Raw genomic sequence first — 18,812 nt, forward strand, 5'->3', positions numbered from 1 at the left:
TGAACCGGGTGGTTCAGTAGCGGGGAATTGTAAGCAAATAAGTAATACCAAACCGCATAGTGCAATTATCTATGCGGATTGGTATTAACAGCAATCAGCTGATTTTATCGGCATAGGCAAACAGAGCCGGTGCGCCGCCGGTATGCCAGAACAGTACTCTGTCCTCAGCACTGAAATAACCCTGTCTGATTAAATCTAACAGACCGGCAAAGGCGCGACCGGTATACACAGGATCCAGTAAAATGGCCTCACTCTGGGCGAGGGTCTCAATGGCCTGTTTCTCAGCGTCACCCACTACCGCATAGCCACCACCGAGATAATCAGTATTAAGAAATACATCCTGCTCGCTGAATGACTCAAGTCCAAGCTGCGCGGCAGTCTGATTGCTGAGCTCCAGCACCCGCCCGGCAAAGCTTTGCTCTGCTGATTCGGCCTTATCGATACGGATACCCAGAATTTTTGTTTTAGCACCTGTCATTCTGGCCCCATTGAGCAACCCGGCATGGGTTCCCCCGGAAGCGGAGGCAAAAACAATATGGCTGAATGCCAGTTCAGTTTGTTGTTGCAATTCGGCCATGGCATTGACATAGCCCAGGGCGCCGGTGACATTGGAGCCACCATAGGGCACCACAAACGGGCGCTTGTCAGCGCTTTTCAGGCTTTCAACCAGCGCCGGAATATCTTCACCTTTGCGCTTTTCACCGGCCCAGTGAATCCGTGCATTAAACAGCTTATCCAATAGCAGGTTACCGTTAACCTGCGCGGGCTCCTCGCCACCTAACACCAGATGACATTCCAGCCCCAGCCGCGCCGCCGCAGCGGCAGTTTGTCGACAGTGGTTAGACTGAATAGCACCGGCGGTAATAATGCAATCTGCCTTTTGCTCTGTGGCTTCGGCGAGAATATATTCCAGCTTACGGGTCTTGTTGCCGCCTAAGGCCAGGCCGGTAAGATCATCACGCTTAATCCACAGTTGTGGTCCTTTAAGGTGCTCGCTTAATCGCAGCATTGGTTCTACAGGAGTGGGCAAAATTCCCAACGGCAGTCGTTTAGTCAGCATTAGTCGGACTCCGGTTGTTCGGGCTTGTGAACCGGTTTTTCGCTCATGGGAAGCTTAATCACCGGGGTTTGCAGGATCAGACTATTGGGATAGGTGATCAGCTCACCTTCGTCTTTTCTGATCATCACATGGAAGGTACTGATCTCCTCAATCACGCCCACCATTTCATAGTCTTTATTGGCAACCTGAATACGATCGCCGACCCGATAGGGGAAGTTAAAGAAGATCAGAATACCCGAGGTGACATTGCTGAGAATGGACCACTGGGCTACCAAAGCGACACCTAATATGGCGAAGGTGGAGGATAAAAACACCACCAGATTGGCGTAGTCGATTCCCAGTATCATCAGCGCAGCGAAAAGAAACACCACTACGTGGCTAATGCCTAATACTTTCTTGATCAGCGCTTTACGTTTGTTTGGCGCTTCTTTGGTTTCCACTACCCGGCGTACAAAGATACGGATAGCCGTACCACTGAGAAAATACAATCCAAGCAGTATCAGCAGCAACAGGATCTGGTTCTGCATGGCTTATTTCTTCACCCAGTTGCCGCTGAGCAACACATAGTGACCCGCCTGGGTTTTCTCTATGGCCTTTTTACCGGCCAGCGCTTCCACCTGTTCGAGCTTAATATTATTTTGCCTGGCCAGTTGCTCATATTTAGCTTTACGTTTGCTATTGATCTCCTGCACCAGCTCCTGCACACCCTGTGCTTCTTTAATGATACCCAGATAGCCATCGGTTTGTTCACCTACCAGTCCCTGTTCTTTGGCCTCATCCAGTTCGATGGCAGCGGCGCTGAAGGCCAGCAGTATAAACGGCAGAATAAAAAGTGTTTTGAGTAATTTCATCATATGCTCCTTAGAATAATTCACTGTCTTCACTGAACAGATCATCCAGCTCTTTATCCACTTTGACCCGGATTTGGTGATCGACTTTCACGTTCAGGTTAATGGTAATGGGTTCTTTGGTTTCCACCTGCACTTTATGGGTACAGGCAGATAACATCAGGCCTGCCACTAACAGGCTGACAATCTTCACGGCCTCAATCCTCATTTATTCCTTGCTCCAGTTTGTCTTGTATTTCTTCACCCAGGCGCAATGCTCTGAGTAACGTAAAGATATTCTCTTCATGGGTGTAATTAAAATTCACATCCTGTTTTTTATCCGGATTACGTCCTTTTATCTGCATATCAAGAAAGAGTAATCCATTTGGCTGCATACTGACATCGGAATTCAGCTCTGTGAACTCCAGGTTTTGTAACAGCGACAGCACCGGTTCCAATTGTGGCTGACTCTGCTTAAGCGCAGCAAAGGCGGCATTATCTGTTATCTGCAGTTTTCCATGATTCAGGTTAAACATACTGCCATTGCGAATTTCCACCTGTCGATTGTGGATATGCAGCGGAATATTGCCGCTGACCCGCCCCTGAACATCGATTCCGGTTTCCTGTTGCAGTTCCAGAATACGGGCCATATCCAAATTGTTAAGGGTCAGCAGGCTGCGTTGAGGTTCATCCGTTAAGATCAGCTTGTCCAGTTTAAACTGACCATCAAATAACTGCCCCTTTAACTCCTCAATCACAACATCACTCTCTTGTGATTTTATAAGCGCACTCACTGCACGGATATCCACACCTGTTTGCAGTGAATCTACTGTCAGAGTAGCGGGGGCAATCTGAAGCTTACCTGAATCCTGTTTACCATCCAGCATAAGATTCATGCCCTTTGCCAGGTATTTGCCATAGGCCATTTCCACATCGCTGATGGTCAAATTGCCCGTGCCTCGCCCCGTATTTAATCGGTAATCAAGGTTGGCGCTTATCTTACCCTGACCAGCCCGGATAGGCGGGCTTTGTTGTTGCAGCAGATTGTTGAGCAGCTTTACCGGTTGCGCCGGGATCTTTAAATCAAATCGCTGTTGCTGCTGCGACAGTTCGGCATAAAAACCTGAGGCGAGACTGAATGTATGAGCGGATGTCAGATTATCCAGCGCTGTAGTGGGTTGGTTAATAGCTATTGTGGTGTGGGCCTGATGCGTCAGTTTCGGTTGTTTGATTTCTGTGCCCTGCACAAGGACAAGTTTCGCACTGCTTGTGCCCTTAAGACTAAACGCACTGCCATCATAACCGAAGCTGTTCTTATGTCGTAACGCTGCCACCTGCAGCAAGTTGCTGGTCAGTCTGTCGGCGCTGATATCTATCTCACCCTGCAGTTTTTTAAGATCGGCAGAACTCAGGCTGAGTTTAAGTTGCAGTTTTTCACCACCAAGTGCCCCCTGAGCCAGGGAGTCCATGGTCATTGATATGTCAGTGTCCAGCCCCTGTTCGGGTTGATAACTGGCATCTAAGTCAACCTGCAGAGCCGACAGCGTGATACCTTTGTAATCAAACTGTTCAATGACAAGGTGATGATTGGTTGCACTAACGCTTATGTTATCAGGCAGTGTGTGGGTTGTAAGCGCGGTGACATCATTGATTTTCAGTTTTCCTTCACCCTGCCAATGACCTGACTTATTGTCTGCTTGCAGCAGATAAGCCGCGCTGAGTTGCTGGAAATCCGAGGCGACATCCTTCAGGGTTAGTACTGCCTTCAGCGGTAACTCGCTGCGGATATTGATTTCTGGTGCTGCAATGCTCTGAGGCTCCAGATTAACTGGCTCAGGTATCTGAAGGACTAATTTATCAGGCTGCCACTTCGTCAATGATTCGGGTAACAAGTGAGAACAGCCTTGTGCGAATAAACTGACAGGCAGCGTCGAGAGATCCACTATGGCCTGCTGACTGAGAATATCTACACGAAGACCAAGGCTGCCACTGGCTTCAATTTGCACCGTGCAGGGAGGCTCTGCATCTGATTCAGCCAGGATTACAGATCCCTCAGTACTGAGTTGGTGCTGGCTGTCCAGGGTCTGTCCATCAAATGTCCAGTTGGTCTGAATCGGGTTGTGACCAATCTTCTGCTCAAGGTTCGCTGGCAGCTCTGCCAGTGACGCCAGATCTGCCGGGTGCCATTTAAGGGTGCCGCTTAAAAGGTTGTTTTCAAGTCTTGCTTGCAGCAGTACCGGGCCACTCAGGCGCAACTGTGGCTGATGGTATTCAAGAGAGAGGTTGACGGGTGTTTTAAGCAGGGGGCTGGAGAGCTTGATATTACTGATATTGATAGCAGGCAGATCCGGGATCTGCCATTTAAGCGCTCTGGCCGGTTGATCTGAAGAGGAACCTGGTGGTTGTTGCTGGTGCAAAACATCGACCTTGTTGATGTTCAGTGACCTTGCGCTGTGGTCCCACTCAGCCTGCTGCACCCTGATATCCGCCTGGGGTGACGACAGGCATACCTCATCAATAGTCACCTTGCTCAGGCCGTTTAAGTGAAAATCAAGGCACTCAATAGTGACAGCGTAGGATTTCAGATAGAGGTTTGCCAGTCCCATTAGCAGGGGATTACGGGCAAACCAGATGGCTGTTAATAACAATAACAGCAGTGCAGTCCCTGTCAGTGCTTTTTTCATAACCTGCCTGGTATGGAGAATCAGAACTCCAGAGTGTACTCAGATGAAGCTGTCAATATCAACTGTTGGTAATGCTGACTCGCTGGCCATCGGTGAGCCGCTCAGCACCTCTGGTGGCAACGCGGTCACCGGCTTTGAGCCCGTCGCTTTTAACGCTGACCCAGTCCTGTTCACCAGGACCAACAATGACCTTCTGGCGATGGGCCACATTTTGCTCGTCTACCACTACCACAAATGTTCCTTCCTGGCGCAGCAACAGGGCATCCCGATGCACTCTGAGCCGGTTACTGTCCGATGCGGTCGGTAAGCTGGCAGTAATATGCTGACCCGCTGTCCAATTGCCGGAATTTGTTAATGGCAGTGATACACGTATCTCGAATGCCTGTGAGCGCATATTGGCACTGGGGATAAGGGTACTGACCGCCGCCAACAGACTTTCACCCTGTTGATGTAACAACACCTGTTCAGTCTGGCGTATCGCCTCAAGATATTTCACCGGTACCTGAATACGGGCTTCCAGCTGATAGGTGTCCAGCAACATCAGCAAGGCATCGCTGCGGTTCACATCCGTGCCGGCTTCACGCAAACGTTCGGTAATGACGCCGGAATAAGGCGCCAGAATGGCAGTGTGTTGTAATTGATCTTCAATTTGTGCCAGCCTGAGCTGTGCGATGTGGAGATCAGATTCGGCCAGAGCAAAACGTGAGCGCATTTGCGCCAGTTCAAAGGCCGATGCGCTGTGGGTTTTAGCCAGTTCAGCCAGACGTTCAGTTTCACCGTGCAGATAATCCATCTCAATACGGGCCCGTTTGATCTGCGCCTGCTGCTCCTGTTGCTGCAGTTGCAGCGGCAGGGGATCTATCTGTGCCACTTTCTGGTCTTTTTGAACTTGCGCACCGGGTTCAGCAATCCACTGTAAACGTCCGGCCACACCCGCGGTCAATTGTGCGTTGTTGCGACTGTATATACTGCCGACAAATTCCACTTTGGGGCTGACAGTAAGCTCCTGTACCTGTTCTACCGACACCGGAGTTAACTGCTGAGGTTCCGCGGCTGACAGGCCATGGCTTATAAACACCATGGAGACAAGTAATTTAAGATAAGGGTTCATGGGTTACTCCGCGTGGATTTTTGATAAATGATTAACAGTGACCATGTCCTGTAGTTGCCGTGTGTCTGCCAGTCTCAGCAAGGCAGGTAGCAGAACCAGAGTGAACAGGGCGCTGATGGCCATGCCACCGACGATAACCGTGGCCAGCCCTCTGTAGATTTCGGAGCCCACGCCAGGCATCAGCATCAGTGGCAACATGCCGAACAGGCTGGTCAGGGTGCTCATATAAACCGGGCGGGCACGGATGCTGACCGCCTGCTCGGTGGCATCACGTAAACTCAGGCCTTCTGACTGGCTGCGCCGGGTCTGATCCACCAACAATATGGCATTATTGACCACCAGCCCCAGCAGGATGATAAAACCTATCATGGTCAGCAAATCCAGTGACTGGAAACTAAACAGGTTGAGCAGCCAAAGGCTGAGTACACCACCGGCCACCGCCATCGGCATTACGCTGAGCACCAGCAAGCTGTCTCGCAACGATTTAAACAGTGCCGTCATCAGTAAAAACAGAATAAAGATAGCCAGCACAAAATTCAGTGCCATTTCTTCAATGGCCTGATTCATGCGATTAGCATTACCACTGACCTGGACACTGGCATCGGCTGGCAGTTCGGCGCGGATGAGCGGCAGTATTTCTGCTTCGATGGTGGCCATGGCCTCCTGCAGAGACAGCGTCTCAGGAGGGTTTAAAATCAGACTCACCGTGCGCTTGCCATTGACCCGGCGTAACTGACTCGGTCCAACCGTGCGGGTCACATCGGCCAGTTCCCCCATCATTTGTATTCCCGCCAGCGGTGTATAAACCGGCAACGCGGCCAGTTGATCGGGATGCTGCCAGTTTTGGGCGCGCAGAATAATGTTCATTCTGTCGTTACCGTCAAAGTATTCGCTGACGAACAGCCCGCCGGTCAGGGCCCTGACCATATTCGCCATCTCAGCGCGTGTCAGCCCCGCATCACTGATGCGTCTGTCATTGGGTAACAGGCGTAATTCCGGTTCGGTCATGGCCAGGCCCGGCACAGGCTGAGCACTGATATCCGGCATCACCTGATTAATCCGCTCAATAGCTTTGGCTGCTGTTTGCATTAAGGGCTCAAGATTCGGCCCCTGCAAATCAATATTAATGGAGCGGCCGTTGCCACCACCTGAGACATTGATCATTGAGCCTCTGAACAAAAATGCCTGGGTATCCGGCAGGTCACTGAGTACCTGAGTGCGGATTTCGGTCATGAGCTCTTCTACCCGGGTTGGATCATCGGCGTAAATAAAGCCGCCACTGGCGTTAGGGCCGAAGGTATAAAAGTTGTAGCTTTTAATTGCCGGTTGTTTGTCGCCATTCATATAGGGGGCGAGGCGATTTTTAATGCGCATGGCAAGCTCTTGTTCCAGAAAATCAATATTGCCACCCGGGGGCAGATTGAAGTTATAGAAAAAGCCATCAATGGGCGCACGGGGCATAAAGTCTGTTTTCGGTAACAAAAAAGCGATGACCAGTAATGATCCGAACAATAATCCGCCAATCCAGCCAAGACGTTTGCTGTGGCTGTCGGTTAGCACCATGAGTCTGGCCGCCAGCTTGTGCCAGTACTTTTGCAGCGGATCCTGCGCTTCTTTGTGCGTCAGGGCAAATCGGCTGACCAGGGGAATGATGGTGATGGCGGATAGCATCGAAGCGATCACAGCCACAGACAGGGTCAGGGCCAGATCGGAAAATAGCTGGCCTTCGATGCCCTGCATTTGCAATATGGGCAGAAAGATCGCTACGCTGGTGGCTGTAGAGGCAAACAGGGCGCCGGTAACCTGGGTGGCGCCTTTGAATACGGCCTTTTTGTCGTCCAGCCCGGTTGTTTTCAGGCGCACGATGTTTTCCTGCACAATAATAGCGGCGTCCAGTACCAGCCCTACAGCAAAAGCGATGCCGGCCAGTGAAATCACATTCAGTGATCGATCCAGCAGATTCAGGGCTAAAAAGGCCACCATTACCGAAAAAGGAATGCTCAGGGCAATAATTAAGGTAGCCCGCCAGCTTCGCAGAAAAAGCCATAAAATCCCCAGTGCCAGCAACACACCAAGGCCCAGGTTGCTTTTTACCAGGGTCAGCGCGTTACGAATATGCTGAGATGAATCAAAACTTAAATCGATTTGCAGACCATGTTGCGCCAGTGGGCCCTGATTCAGCTCGCTGATCACCCTGTTGATATCATCCAGTAAGGCGACGGAATTAGCGCCATTAGTGCGCTGTACCGTGATGTAGTAGGCCGGTGCGCCATTGCGAAGGGTCAGGCCTGCTCTGTCTGTAAGGGTGCGCTCGACACTGGCAATATCATTGAGGTAAACCGGTACACCGTCCACTTCTGCAATGATTAATTGTCCCATCTGTTCAATCTGATACTGACCGGCAAAGCGAACCGTATACTGACGGCGTCCCACATCGGCAAAGCCACCTGAGGCATCGGTGGCGCCGGCCAGCCGGTTGCGGATAGAGCTGATGGGAATACCCAGTGAGGCGGCTTTGCGGGCATCGAAGGTGATGCGCACTTCTTCGGCCCGCTGGCTGTTGAGATTAACCTGTGACACGCCGGCAATTCCTGCCAGCCGGGGCTCAACCAGATCTTCAATCACATCCTGATAGACAGAAATATCCGGTGCCGGATTGTTATCAATGGTTCTGATCAACAGCGATGCGGCCGCCGATGTGCCACCCTGATTGCCACCGCCGGCACTGATAACAGGATCAAAAGCATCAACCGGCAAAGGGGGGGCCTGATTCAGCCGGTTGATCACATCCAGCATTGCACCTTGCATGTCGGTACCGACTTCATAGGTGAGGGTTATGTTGCCAAAGCCACGCTGAATATTGGTGGTGATCTCTGTGACGCCAGGGGTATTGCGAACAGCATCTTCCAGTGGTTCGATAATCACCGACTCCACCTCTTCAGGTGCGGCATTTCGCCACCCCGAGCCGATGTTAATCTGAGGTTGTTCGATATCCGGAATCAGTTGTATTGGTAGTTTAAACAGCGAAATGATGCCAAACACCAGCAACAACGCCATCAATACGAACACCGCTGCCGGATTTTTTATACTTGTTCGGGTCAGGTTCATAGACTTGGGATATTGTTATTAAGTTGGCAGAAGCCTAGCCTGAACGGTTTTTTGCGCCATGGCTTTGCGCCCACTGACAGCAAATCCGGGGTGAAAAAGGCACCGGTTAATACTCTGTTACAGACTGAAATATCTGAGGCCTGCAGGGTTACATTTGCAAGTGGCTGTCTGTTGCATAAAAAAATGCCAGTCAGATTGTCTGACTGGCATTTTTATAACAGGTACGGACGCTAATTATTTTTTCAGCGGGGTATATTCTCGCTGCGCATGGCCGGTATAGAGCTGACGAGGGCGACCAATTTTCTGCCCGGGCTGGCTGAGCATTTCATGCCAGTGAGAGATCCAGCCAACAGTACGAGCCAGCGCAAAGATACAGGTAAACATGTTAGTGGGGATACCTATGGCTTTAAGCACGATGCCCGAGTAGAAGTCAACATTCGGGAACAGCTTCTTCTCTTTAAAGTAAGGGTCGCTGACCGCAATGCGCTCCAGTTCCATGGCCACATCCAGTAACGGATCCTTGATATTCAGCTCTGCCAGTACTTCGTGGCAGCTTTCACGCATTACCGTGGCACGGGGATCGTAGTTCTTGTAAACCCGGTGACCGAAGCCCATCAGACGGAAAGGATCATTCTTGTCCTTGGCCCGTTCAATAAATTCGGGAATACGATCCACAGAGCCGATTTCTTCCAGCATATTCAGACAGGCTTCGTTGGCACCGCCATGGGCGGGGCCCCACAATGAAGCAACACCAGCGGCAATACAGGCATAGGGATTGGCCCCTGAAGAACCGGCCAGTCTGACGGTGGAGGTGGAAGCGTTCTGCTCGTGATCCGCATGCAGGGTGAAAATGCGATCCATGGCCCGAATCACCGCTTCACTGGAATGATAGGGTTCGGCCGGTACTGAGAACATCATATTCAGGAAGTTCTCAGCGAAAGACAACTCGTTACGTGGATAGACAAAAGGCTGACCCACATTGTATTTGTAGCACATGGCGACCAGGGTCGGCATTTTTGCCACCAGGCGATAAGCACTGCGGATACGCTGATCCGGGTCGGCAATATCCAGGTCATCATGATAGAAAGACGCCATTGCGCCTACAGTACCGCACAGCATTGCCATCGGGTGGGCATCGCGTCTGAAGCCACGGAAGAAATTATTGACCTGATCATGTACCAGGGTATGGCGGGTAATGGTGTGCTTGAATTCAGCATATTGCTCGGCGTTGGGTGCTTCACCATGCAGCAGCATGTAACATACTTCTAAATATTCAGCTTCGCGGGCCAGATCTTCGATCGAGTATCCACGATGTAACAGCACCCCGTTGGCACCATCGATATAGGTGATATCAGATTCGCAGGAACCGGTGGCCATAAAGCCGGGGTCGAAAGTGAAATAGCCATTCGCGCCCAGGGGTCTTACGTCGATGACGTCATTGCCCGCAGTCCCGGATAAAATAGGAAGTTCGATTTCCTTATCACCTACCTTCATGATGGCTTTTTTATCTGCCATAAGATGCTCTCCTTCAGATTGCTTCTGTGGTGTTTAATGGAACTTTTCAGCTCTTTGCATACGCTAAGAAATGCTTCCCGGATTAACGGGAAAATCTCACATAGGCATAAAAAGTGCGGCTATTTGTACTGATATTAGCTGCTCAAGTCAATTTTAATGCGTTTTCGTTCGATATCTATTCAACTAAAGTCCAGTGTTCCTGAACGCTTGCAAAACGCTATGCTATCGCCGCGCTACAGCTACTGACATCGGCAGGCTTTGCTTCTATCGCTGTTTGAGGCAGGACAGCAATTCTTCTGCTCAGGGGCAGCGCAGCATTGATCCTGACTGATGTTTCAGAACTATTTTATCAGACAAGGTCGTGTTGTGAACAAAATACGAGGGCTTAAAAAAGTCGTAGAGTGATTTTTGTTCAATTGATGCTTTACTATGTCGTCGAAGGCCGATTCGGTTGTAACAAAAATTGTAATTATGCATTTGGCTGGATATACTTTGCATCGTTTAAGTATCGGTGTTTGTAGCATTTTTTTAACAAATGGCATGTCACCACGTCACTCAAAAACGACGGCTTGAATCCTTGAGGTGTTAATCGAGCGCAAGGCGAGATTAATAGCGATAAAAATTCAAACCCTACAGGGTAATACGGGCAACAAATCGTGAAAAAACAAAGACCAGTAAATCTACAGCTTAATACGATTAGTTTTCCTCCTTCTGCTATTTCGTCCATCTTGCATCGGATCACCGGTGTCGCCATGTTTTTCGCCCTGATCTTTGTGATCTGGGCCTGGGCGGTGTCAGTATCTTCTGCAGAGGGCTATGCGATGGTGGTGGAATGTATGAATGGTGTGCTTGGCAAGGTGATTGCTATTGGTACGGCATCAGCGTTTATTTACCATCTCCTTGGTGGGATCCGTCATCTGGTGATGGATATGGGCCACTGGGAAGAGCTGCAATCCGGTGATGTCAGCGCCAAGGCCGTTATCGTCTTGTGGATCGTGCTGACCATAGTAGTAGGAGTCATTCTGATATGATTACCAATCAGGCGAGTTTTAAACGTGACGGCGTTCAGGATTATGTATCTCTGCGCGCAACAGCAGTAATCATTACGGCCTTTGCGTTGTATATGCTGTGGTTTTTTGTTTCAACCCCAACTGTAACCTATGAAATCTGGCGTGATCTGTTTGCCGGCCTCGGTATGAAAGTGTTTACCCTGGCGGCGCTGATCAGCATCATGATCCATGTGCGCATTGGTTTGTGGCAGGTGCTGACAGATTATGTCAAGGCGCCCGGTTTACGAGCGTCATTACAGTTTATATTGAACCTGATGGCTTTCGCCTATGTGGCAGTTGGCCTGTTTGTACTGTGGGGTGTGTAAGTGACTATTCCAATTCGCGAATTTGATGCAGTGGTAATTGGCGCCGGTGGCGCCGGCATGCGTGCTGCCCTGCAAATTTCTCAGTCAGGCAAATCCTGTGCCTTACTCTCTAAGGTCTTTCCGACCCGTTCTCATACTGTGTCGGCGCAAGGTGGTATTACCGTTGCGCTGGGCAATGCCCACGAAGATAACTGGGAATGGCACATGTATGACACGGTAAAAGGGTCTGATTACATCGGTGACCAGGATGCCATCGAATATATGTGTAAGAACGGTCCCGAAGCCATTATTGAAATGGAGAATATGGGGCTGCCGTTTTCCCGCTTCGAAAATGGACGTGTTTATCAGCGTCCTTTCGGTGGTCAGTCCAAGGAATTTGGTGGTGAGCAGGCGGCGCGCACTGCGGCTGCGGCTGACCGCACCGGTCATGCTTTGTTGCATTTGCTTTATCAACAGAACGTTAAGAATAAAACCAAGGTCTTCAGTGAATGGTATGCGCTCGATCTGGTGAAAAACCAGGACGGTGACGTGGTAGGTTGTACTGCCATCGATATCGAAACCGGTGAAGTGGTTTACTTCAAATCCAAAGCCGTTGTGCTGGCGACCGGTGGCGCAGGCAGAATCTATGCATCTACCACCAATGCTCACATTAATACCGGTGATGGCGTCGGCATGGCTCTGCGTGCTGGTGTTTCTATGCAGGACATGGAAATGTGGCAGTTCCATCCCACAGGTATAGCCGGTGCCGGTACGCTGGTAACAGAAGGCTGCCGTGGAGAGGGTGGTTATCTGCTGAATAAAGACGGCGAACGCTTTATGGAGCGCTATGCACCAAATGCGAAAGATTTAGCCGGTCGTGATGTGGTTGCGCGCTCAATGATGACGGAAATCCGTGAAGGCCGCGGTTGTGAAGGCCCATGGGGTACCCATCTTAAACTTAAACTGGACCACCTGGGTAAAGAAGTGCTGGAGTCCCGTCTGCCGGGTATTCTGGAGTTGTCCCGTACCTTTGCCCATGTAGACCCGGTTAAAGAACCGATTCCGGTTATCCCAACCTGCCATTACATGATGGGCGGTATCCCGACCAATGTTGATGGTCAGGCCATCAGAGTCGATGAGCAGGGTAAGGATCATGTGGTTAAAGGTCTGTTTGCCTGCGGCGAAATAGCTTGTGTATCCGTACATGGCGCCAATCGTCTGGGCGGTAACTCGTTGCTGGATTTGGTGGTGTTCGGTCGGGCTACCGGCATGCATCTGGGTAAAGCCCTGGACGAGATTGGTGACCAGCGCGATGCTTCTGAATCTGACCTTGAAGCTGCAATGTCCCGCTTCAATCGCTGGGAAAGTTCCGAGGTGGGTAAAGGTGAAGATCCGGTACAGATTAAGAAGGACATGCAGGAATGCATGCAGCTTAATTTCTCTGTGTTCCGTGAGGGTGATGCCATGGCTACTGGTCTGGCCGAGCTTAAAGAGATCCGTGAGCGTCTGCAAAATGCCCGTCTGGATGACAAGAGTAATGATTTCAATACCCAGCGTATTGAATGTCTGGAACTCGACAATCTGATGGAAACGGCTTATGCAACAGCGGTTGCAGCTAACTTCCGTACAGAGAGCCGCGGCGCTCACAGTCGTTTTGATTATCCGGATCGCGATGACGAAAACTGGTTGTGCCACAGTGTCTATCGGCCTGAGTCTGAATCTATGCTCAAGCGCCAGGTAAATATGTCACCAAAACTGCGCGAGGCCTTCCCACCGAAGGCCCGGACTTACTAGAGGAGCATAAGATGAAATTGAAGTTCTCAATTTATCGTTACAATCCTGATGTCGATAATGCCCCTCGCATGCAGGACTATGAGCTGGATGTAGAAGAAGGCCGTGACATGATGGTGCTGGATGCACTGATTTTGCTCAAAGAGCAGGATCCGACGCTGGCGTTTCGCCGCTCATGCCGTGAAGGGGTGTGTGGCTCTGATGGCGTGAATATGAACGGCAAAAATGGTCTGGCCTGTATCACGCCATTGTCTGCTTTGGGTAAAGGGAAAGTCGTTGTACGCCCATTGCCCGGACTGCCAGTAGTCAGGGATCTGGTTGTAGACATGAGCCAGTTCTATACTCAGTACGAGAAAATTAAGCCTTATCTGATCAACAATGACACGAAGCCGCCGGCGCGGGAGTACCTGCAAAGCCCTGAAGAGCGTGAAAAGCTTGATGGCTTATATGAGTGTATTCTTTGTGCCTGTTGCTCTACATCCTGTCCGTCGTTCTGGTGGAATCCGGATAAGTTTATCGGCCCGGCCGGGTTGCTGCATGCTTATCGTTTTCTGGCTGACAGCCGTGACACGGCAACCGAAGAGCGACTCAGCGAGCTGGATGATGCCTTCAGTGTATTCCGTTGCCACGGCATTATGAATTGTGTCAGCGTTTGTCCAAAAGGGCTGAATCCGACCAAGGCAATTGGTCAGATTAAATCAATGCTATTGCAACGCGCTGTTTAGTGAAAGGGGATCCGTTAGTGCCACAATCAATTAGCAGAATAGCGGACAGATAAATGTTGATAGCTAGATAGCCATCCGACACCGGATGGCTATTTTATTATGGTAAAGAGGGCCTTGCACGAGCGGGGTACCTTGAAAAGTGACACAGCCGGTGTCAGTAAAGAGTAGTTAATTCCTGTCTTAATGATTAAGGGACAAAAATGCTAGAAAGCGTGATGAAAGCATGGTGGGATTCGTCTCACATGGCTGGTGGAAACGCTGCTTATATAGAAGAACTCTATGAAGCATATCTGGATGATCCTAAGAGCGTATCCGAGCAGTGGCGTGAGGTTTTCGACCAGTTACCTAAGGTAAATGGTGTCGAGCTGGAGTCAAACCACAGTGAGATCCGTGAGCAGTTTCGCGCCATGGCACAGATGGGGCCCATGAGCCGTGTCAGTGCCGCTCCGGCAGGTGCCTCTGCCAGTGATCAGAAACAGGTTAAGGTTCTGCAGTTGATCAATGCCTATCGTTTTCGCGGTCATCAGCATGCCAACCTCGACCCTCTGGGTCTGTGGCAACAGGAAAGGGTCAGGGATCTTGAACTGTCTCATCATGAACTAAACGAATCCGATTTCGACATCAATTTTAATGTGGGTTCCTATGCCATCGGCCAGGAAACCATGCCTCTGGGTGAGCTGTTCAAGTCTCTTAATCGTACCTATTGCAGCTCAATTGGTGCTGAGTACATGCACATCACCAATACCGAGCAGAAGCGCTGGCTGCAACAGCGTTTTGAATCGGTACAGGCAAGGCCAACCTTTGAGCGTGATACCAAAATCGGCATTCTAAAGGGGCTGGTCGCTGCTGATGGCATGGAGAAGTATCTCGGCTCTAAATTTCCCGGTGCCAAACGCTTCTCGCTTGAAGGCGGCGACGCGCTGATCCCGATGCTGAAAAACCTGATTAACCACGCCGGCAGCAATGGTGCTAAAGAAGTGGTGATCGGCATGGCTCACCGGGGGCGCTTAAATGTTCTGGTGAACGTGCTGGGTAAAAACCCTTCAGTATTGTTTGACGAATTTGCCGGTAAACATGACGAGTCTCTGGGCTCTGGTGATGTGAAGTATCACGCGGGTTACTCTTCTGATTTTGCCACTCCGGGCGGGAATGTGCATCTTGCTCTGGCCTTTAACCCCTCACATCTGGAGATTGTTAATCCGGTGGTCATTGGTTCTGTTCGGGCTCGTCTGGACAGAAGGGGCTGTAAGGATGGCTCGGCGGTGTTACCTGTGACGATTCATGGCGATGCGGCTATCGCAGGACAGGGGGTGGTTCAGGAAACCTTCAATATGTCACAAACCCGTGGTTTTGCCGTTGGCGGAACCGTGCGTATCGTGATTAATAATCAGGTGGGCTTTACCACCTCCAAGACTGAAGATGCCCGTTCAACTCAGTATTGTACCGATATCGCCAAGATGGTGCAGGCGCCGATTTTCCATGTGAATGCCGATGATCCTGAAGCCGTTGTGTTCGTGACGAACCTGGCGATAGATTACCGTAATACCTTTAAACGGGATGTGGTCATTGATCTGGTCTGTTACCGCCGCCATGGTCACAATGAAGCCGATGAGCCGAGTGCTACTCAGCCGGTTATGTATAAGAAAATTAAAAAGCACCCCGTAGCCCGTCAGTTGTATGCTGATCAGTTAATGGCCGAGGGTATCATCGAAAAACATGAGGTGGAGAAGCTGGTCAGCGACTACCGCGCCGCACTGGACCACGGTGCCTGTGTGGTGGATGAATGGCGCCCTATGACCGAGCACTCTGTTGATTGGTCGCCTTATATTGGCCACGACTGGGACACTAAATATGACGGTGCCTTGTCAGTTGAAAAGCTCAAAGAACTGGGCGAGCGAGTTTGCCATGTTCCTGATGATTTCACACTGAATTCCCGTGTGAACAAGCTTTATCAGGACAGGGCGGCGATGATCGCCGGTGATAAGAAGCTGGACTGGGGCTGTGCCGAGTTGCTGGCCTACGCGTCGGTAGTCGACAGAGGGGACCGGATACGTATCTGTGGTCAGGACTCTGGCCGGGGCACCTTCTTCCACCGCCATGCGGTATTGCACAATCAGGAAGATGGTCAGACCTATATGCCATTACAGCATGTATCTGAAGAGCAGGGGCCGATTGAAATTTATGACTCTGTACTCTCCGAAGAAGCGGTAATGGCCTTTGAATACGGTTATTCCACCGCTGAGCCTGGCTGTCTGACGATCTGGGAAGCCCAGTTTGGCGATTTTGCCAATGGCGCGCAGGTTGTGATCGATCAGTTCCTCAGCTCCGGTGAGCATAAATGGGGGCGCCTCTGTGGTCTGACCCTGTTGCTGCCTCACGGTTACGAAGGGCAGGGGCCGGAGCACAGCTCTGCCCGTCTGGAGCGCTTCCTGCAGCTATGCGCCGACCACAACTGGCAAATCTGTGTGCCTTCTACTCCGGCTCAGGTTTACAATATGTTGCGCCGGCAGATGGTTCGCCCCATGCGTCGTCCATTAATTGTGATGTCACCGAAATCTTTGTTGCGCCATGCCCAGGCCACTTCCAGTCTGGAAGAACTGGCAGAAGGTCAGTTTAAGAATGTCATCGGTGAGATTGATGATATGGATGCCAAGAAGGTAAAGCGGGTGGTGATGTGCTCTGGTAAGGTTTTTTATGATCTGCTGGACCAGCGCCGTAAGAATGAGCAGGACGACGTTGCCATTATTCGTATTGAGCAGCTGTATCCGTTTCCTCATGAAGAAATTGCAGAAGTACTTAAACCTTATCAGCATGTTAAGGATTGGGTATGGTGTCAGGAAGAGCCACAGAACCAGGGTGCCTGGTATTGTAGTCAGCACCACTTTTATGCTGCGATCCCACAGGGTACCAAGTTAACTTATGCAGGGCGCTCTGCATCTGCTTCGCCAGCCGTAGGCTATGTTTCATTGCACAACCAGCAACAAAAAGCCCTGGTTGATGATGCATTATCGATAAAGAAATAAAGGGACCACTATGACCATTGAAATTAAAGTTCCGGTATTGCCCGAATCCGTGGCCGACGCCACTATTGCCACCTGGCATGTTAAGCCTGGTGACAGTGTCTCCAGAGATCAGAATCTGGTCGACATAGAAACCGATAAAGTGGTTCTTGAAGTGGTGGCGCCCGCCGATGGTGTGATTGGCGAAATCATTGAAGAAGAGGGTGCCACTGTGGGCGCTGAACAGGTTATTGCCAAACTGGATGAAGGTAAATCATCAGGTGGCTCATCGGATAAGAAAGCGTCAGATAAGAGTGACGAGGACAGCGAAGATGACTCCGGTGACAACGGTGATTCGGATGATAAAGATACCGAGAAAAAACAGGCTCCTGTAAGCGGCAAAGGCAAGAACATGGAAATTAAGGTTCCTGTACTGCCGGAATCTGTGGCTGATGCCACTATCGCCACCTGGCATGTAGAAGCGGGAGAGTCGGTATCCCGGGATCAGAATCTGGTGGATATCGAAACCGATAAAGTGGTACTTGAAGTGGTCGCGCCAGCTGATGGCACGCTTTCAGAGATCCTTGCTAAAGAAGGCGATACCGTTACCGCCGAGCAGGTTATCGCCAATTTCAGTGCCGGCGGTTCAGGATCCGCCGATTCAAAAGACAGCAAGCAGGAAAAATCAGAATCCTCATCCGATGACAGCTCCGGTGATGCACTCAGCCCTTCTGTACGCAGATTGCTGGCAGAAAAAGGTGTGGATGCCGCTAAGGTGAAAGGTACTGGCAAGAACGGCCGTATCACCAAAGAAGATGTGGAAAAATACCTCAAAGGCGGCGACAAATCGGATAGTAAATCCTCAGGCGAGCAGGCTACCCCTGCTGCTGTGGCTGGCACTGCGGATCGTACCGAAAAACGTGTACCTATGACCCGCCTGCGCAAGACCATCGCTAACCGTCTGCTGGAGGCGAAAAACTCCACCGCCATGCTGACCACCTTTAACGAGGTGAATATGCATCCGGTAATGAGCCTGCGCAAGCAATATCAGGAAGCCTTCGAGAAGCGCCATGGTGTGCGCCTTGGCTTTATGTCCTTCTATGTTAAGGCGGTAGTGGAAGCACTCAAGCGCTTCCCTGAAGTGAATGCGTCTATCGATGGTGATGATATCTGCTATCACAACTACTTTGATATCTCGATGGCCGTATCCACACCCCGTGGTCTGGTCACACCCGTCCTGCGTGATTGTGATCAGCTGTCTATGGCAGACATTGAAAAAGGCATCAAGGAACTGGCTGTTAAGGGCCGTGATGGCAAGCTGTCCATGGATGATCTGCAGGGTGGGAATTTCACCATCACCAACGGTGGCGTGTTTGGCTCACTGATGTCGACGCCTATTATCAACCCGCCGCAAAGCGCGATTCTGGGTATGCATAAGATTCAGGATCGGCCCATGGCCGTGGATGGCAAGGTGGAGATTCTGCCAATGATGTACCTGGCCTTGTCTTATGATCACCGCATCATCGATGGTAAAGAGTCGGTGGGCTTCCTGGTGACAATCAAAGAGTTGCTGGAAGATCCAACCCGTCTGTTACTGGACGTGTAATGGCAAGGGAGTCTCCTCTGAGACTCCGCTAA

Annotated in this window: 14 protein-coding genes; 6 read left to right on the top strand and 8 right to left on the bottom strand. The window is 50.7% G+C overall.

What is annotated here, in order from left to right:
* Positions 1-94 precede the first annotated feature (94 nt).
* The 8 genes from AT746_RS08535 to AT746_RS08575 all read right to left on the bottom strand — a co-directional run bounded on the left by AT746_RS08535 (position 95) and on the right by AT746_RS08575 (position 10,305).
* A complete protein-coding gene (locus AT746_RS08535) occupies positions 95-1,060 on the bottom strand; it encodes a D-cysteine desulfhydrase family protein (RefSeq protein WP_062479133.1) in 966 nt (321 codons plus the stop codon).
* Entirely contained in the window at positions 1,060-1,587 is a 528-nt protein-coding gene (locus tag AT746_RS08540; RefSeq protein WP_062479138.1) for a mechanosensitive ion channel family protein, read from the bottom strand. The genes AT746_RS08535 and AT746_RS08540 overlap by 1 nt, the downstream gene beginning before the upstream one ends.
* A 3-nt stretch (positions 1,588-1,590) precedes the next feature.
* Positions 1,591-1,914, bottom strand: a complete 324-nt coding sequence (locus AT746_RS08545) for a YdbL family protein (RefSeq protein ID WP_420480307.1) — start codon at positions 1,912-1,914, stop codon at positions 1,591-1,593.
* Between the two features lie 7 nt (positions 1,915-1,921).
* Positions 1,922-2,068 (bottom strand): YnbE family lipoprotein, encoded by a 147-nt coding sequence (locus tag AT746_RS08550; RefSeq protein ID WP_373286106.1) that lies wholly within the window; start codon positions 2,066-2,068, stop codon positions 1,922-1,924.
* A gap of 37 nt (positions 2,069-2,105) precedes the next feature.
* Complete coding sequence (locus AT746_RS08555) at positions 2,106-4,571, bottom strand: YdbH domain-containing protein (protein WP_062479150.1); 2,466 nt, start codon at positions 4,569-4,571, stop codon at positions 2,106-2,108.
* Positions 4,572-4,629: 58 nt separating this feature from the next.
* Positions 4,630-5,682: an efflux RND transporter periplasmic adaptor subunit gene (locus AT746_RS08560; RefSeq protein ID WP_062479153.1), complete on the bottom strand. Its 1,053-nt coding sequence runs from the start codon at positions 5,680-5,682 to the stop codon at positions 4,630-4,632.
* A 3-nt stretch (positions 5,683-5,685) separates the two neighbouring features.
* Positions 5,686-8,790: an efflux RND transporter permease subunit gene (locus tag AT746_RS08565; RefSeq protein WP_062479156.1), complete on the bottom strand. Its 3,105-nt coding sequence runs from the start codon at positions 8,788-8,790 to the stop codon at positions 5,686-5,688.
* 234 nt (positions 8,791-9,024) lie between these two features.
* Positions 9,025-10,305, bottom strand: coding sequence for a citrate synthase (locus AT746_RS08575; RefSeq protein ID WP_062479162.1), 1,281 nt, complete (start codon positions 10,303-10,305; stop codon positions 9,025-9,027).
* 656 nt (positions 10,306-10,961) lie between these two features.
* Between AT746_RS08575 and sdhC the strand changes: the two genes are divergently transcribed.
* The 6 genes from sdhC (at position 10,962) to odhB (ending at position 18,780) form a co-directional block, all read left to right on the top strand.
* Positions 10,962-11,336 carry a succinate dehydrogenase, cytochrome b556 subunit gene (gene sdhC, locus AT746_RS08580; protein ID WP_062479166.1) on the top strand — a complete coding sequence of 125 codons (375 nt, stop codon included), beginning with the start codon at positions 10,962-10,964 and terminating at the stop codon, positions 11,334-11,336.
* Positions 11,333-11,680 carry a succinate dehydrogenase, hydrophobic membrane anchor protein gene (sdhD, locus tag AT746_RS08585; RefSeq protein ID WP_062479171.1) on the top strand — a complete coding sequence of 116 codons (348 nt, stop codon included), beginning with the start codon at positions 11,333-11,335 and terminating at the stop codon, positions 11,678-11,680. The genes sdhC and sdhD overlap by 4 nt, the downstream gene beginning before the upstream one ends.
* On the top strand, positions 11,681-13,453 hold the full coding sequence (gene sdhA / locus AT746_RS08590) for a succinate dehydrogenase flavoprotein subunit (protein WP_062479174.1): 1,773 nt from the start codon (positions 11,681-11,683) through the stop codon (positions 13,451-13,453).
* Positions 13,454-13,464: 11 nt separating this feature from the next.
* Complete coding sequence (locus AT746_RS08595; RefSeq protein ID WP_062479178.1) at positions 13,465-14,175, top strand: succinate dehydrogenase iron-sulfur subunit; 711 nt, start codon at positions 13,465-13,467, stop codon at positions 14,173-14,175.
* 200 nt (positions 14,176-14,375) lie between these two features.
* On the top strand, positions 14,376-17,198 hold the full coding sequence (locus AT746_RS08600; RefSeq protein ID WP_062479181.1) for a 2-oxoglutarate dehydrogenase E1 component: 2,823 nt from the start codon (positions 14,376-14,378) through the stop codon (positions 17,196-17,198).
* Positions 17,199-17,208: 10 nt separating this feature from the next.
* Complete coding sequence (gene odhB / locus AT746_RS08605) at positions 17,209-18,780, top strand: 2-oxoglutarate dehydrogenase complex dihydrolipoyllysine-residue succinyltransferase (protein WP_062479184.1); 1,572 nt, start codon at positions 17,209-17,211, stop codon at positions 18,778-18,780.
* Positions 18,781-18,812: the final 32 nt, after the last annotated feature.

The sequence above is a fragment of the Lacimicrobium alkaliphilum genome (assembly GCF_001466725.1).
GTDB lineage: Bacteria > Pseudomonadota > Gammaproteobacteria > Enterobacterales > Alteromonadaceae > Lacimicrobium > Lacimicrobium alkaliphilum_B.

Bases quoted from the DNA above. Each gene is read 5' to 3' on its own strand.
- sdhD (WP_062479171.1), top strand. From the start codon at position 11,333: ATGATTACCAATCAGGCGAGTTTTAAACGTGACGGCGTTCAGGATTAT.
- AT746_RS08600 (WP_062479181.1), top strand. From the start codon at position 14,376: ATGCTAGAAAGCGTGATGAAAGCATGGTGGGATTCGTCTCACATGGCT.
- AT746_RS08575 (WP_062479162.1), bottom strand. From the start codon at position 10,305: ATGGCAGATAAAAAAGCCATCATGAAGGTAGGTGATAAGGAAATCGAA.
- AT746_RS08560 (WP_062479153.1), bottom strand. From the start codon at position 5,682: ATGAACCCTTATCTTAAATTACTTGTCTCCATGGTGTTTATAAGCCAT.
- AT746_RS08595 (WP_062479178.1), top strand. From the start codon at position 13,465: ATGAAATTGAAGTTCTCAATTTATCGTTACAATCCTGATGTCGATAAT.
- AT746_RS08540 (WP_062479138.1), bottom strand. From the start codon at position 1,587: ATGCAGAACCAGATCCTGTTGCTGCTGATACTGCTTGGATTGTATTTT.
- odhB (WP_062479184.1), top strand. From the start codon at position 17,209: ATGACCATTGAAATTAAAGTTCCGGTATTGCCCGAATCCGTGGCCGAC.
- AT746_RS08545 (WP_420480307.1), bottom strand. From the start codon at position 1,914: ATGATGAAATTACTCAAAACACTTTTTATTCTGCCGTTTATACTGCTG.
- AT746_RS08565 (WP_062479156.1), bottom strand. From the start codon at position 8,790: ATGAACCTGACCCGAACAAGTATAAAAAATCCGGCAGCGGTGTTCGTA.
- AT746_RS08550 (WP_373286106.1), bottom strand. From the start codon at position 2,068: ATGTTATCTGCCTGTACCCATAAAGTGCAGGTGGAAACCAAAGAACCC.
- AT746_RS08555 (WP_062479150.1), bottom strand. From the start codon at position 4,571: ATGAAAAAAGCACTGACAGGGACTGCACTGCTGTTATTGTTATTAACA.
- AT746_RS08535 (WP_062479133.1), bottom strand. From the start codon at position 1,060: ATGCTGACTAAACGACTGCCGTTGGGAATTTTGCCCACTCCTGTAGAA.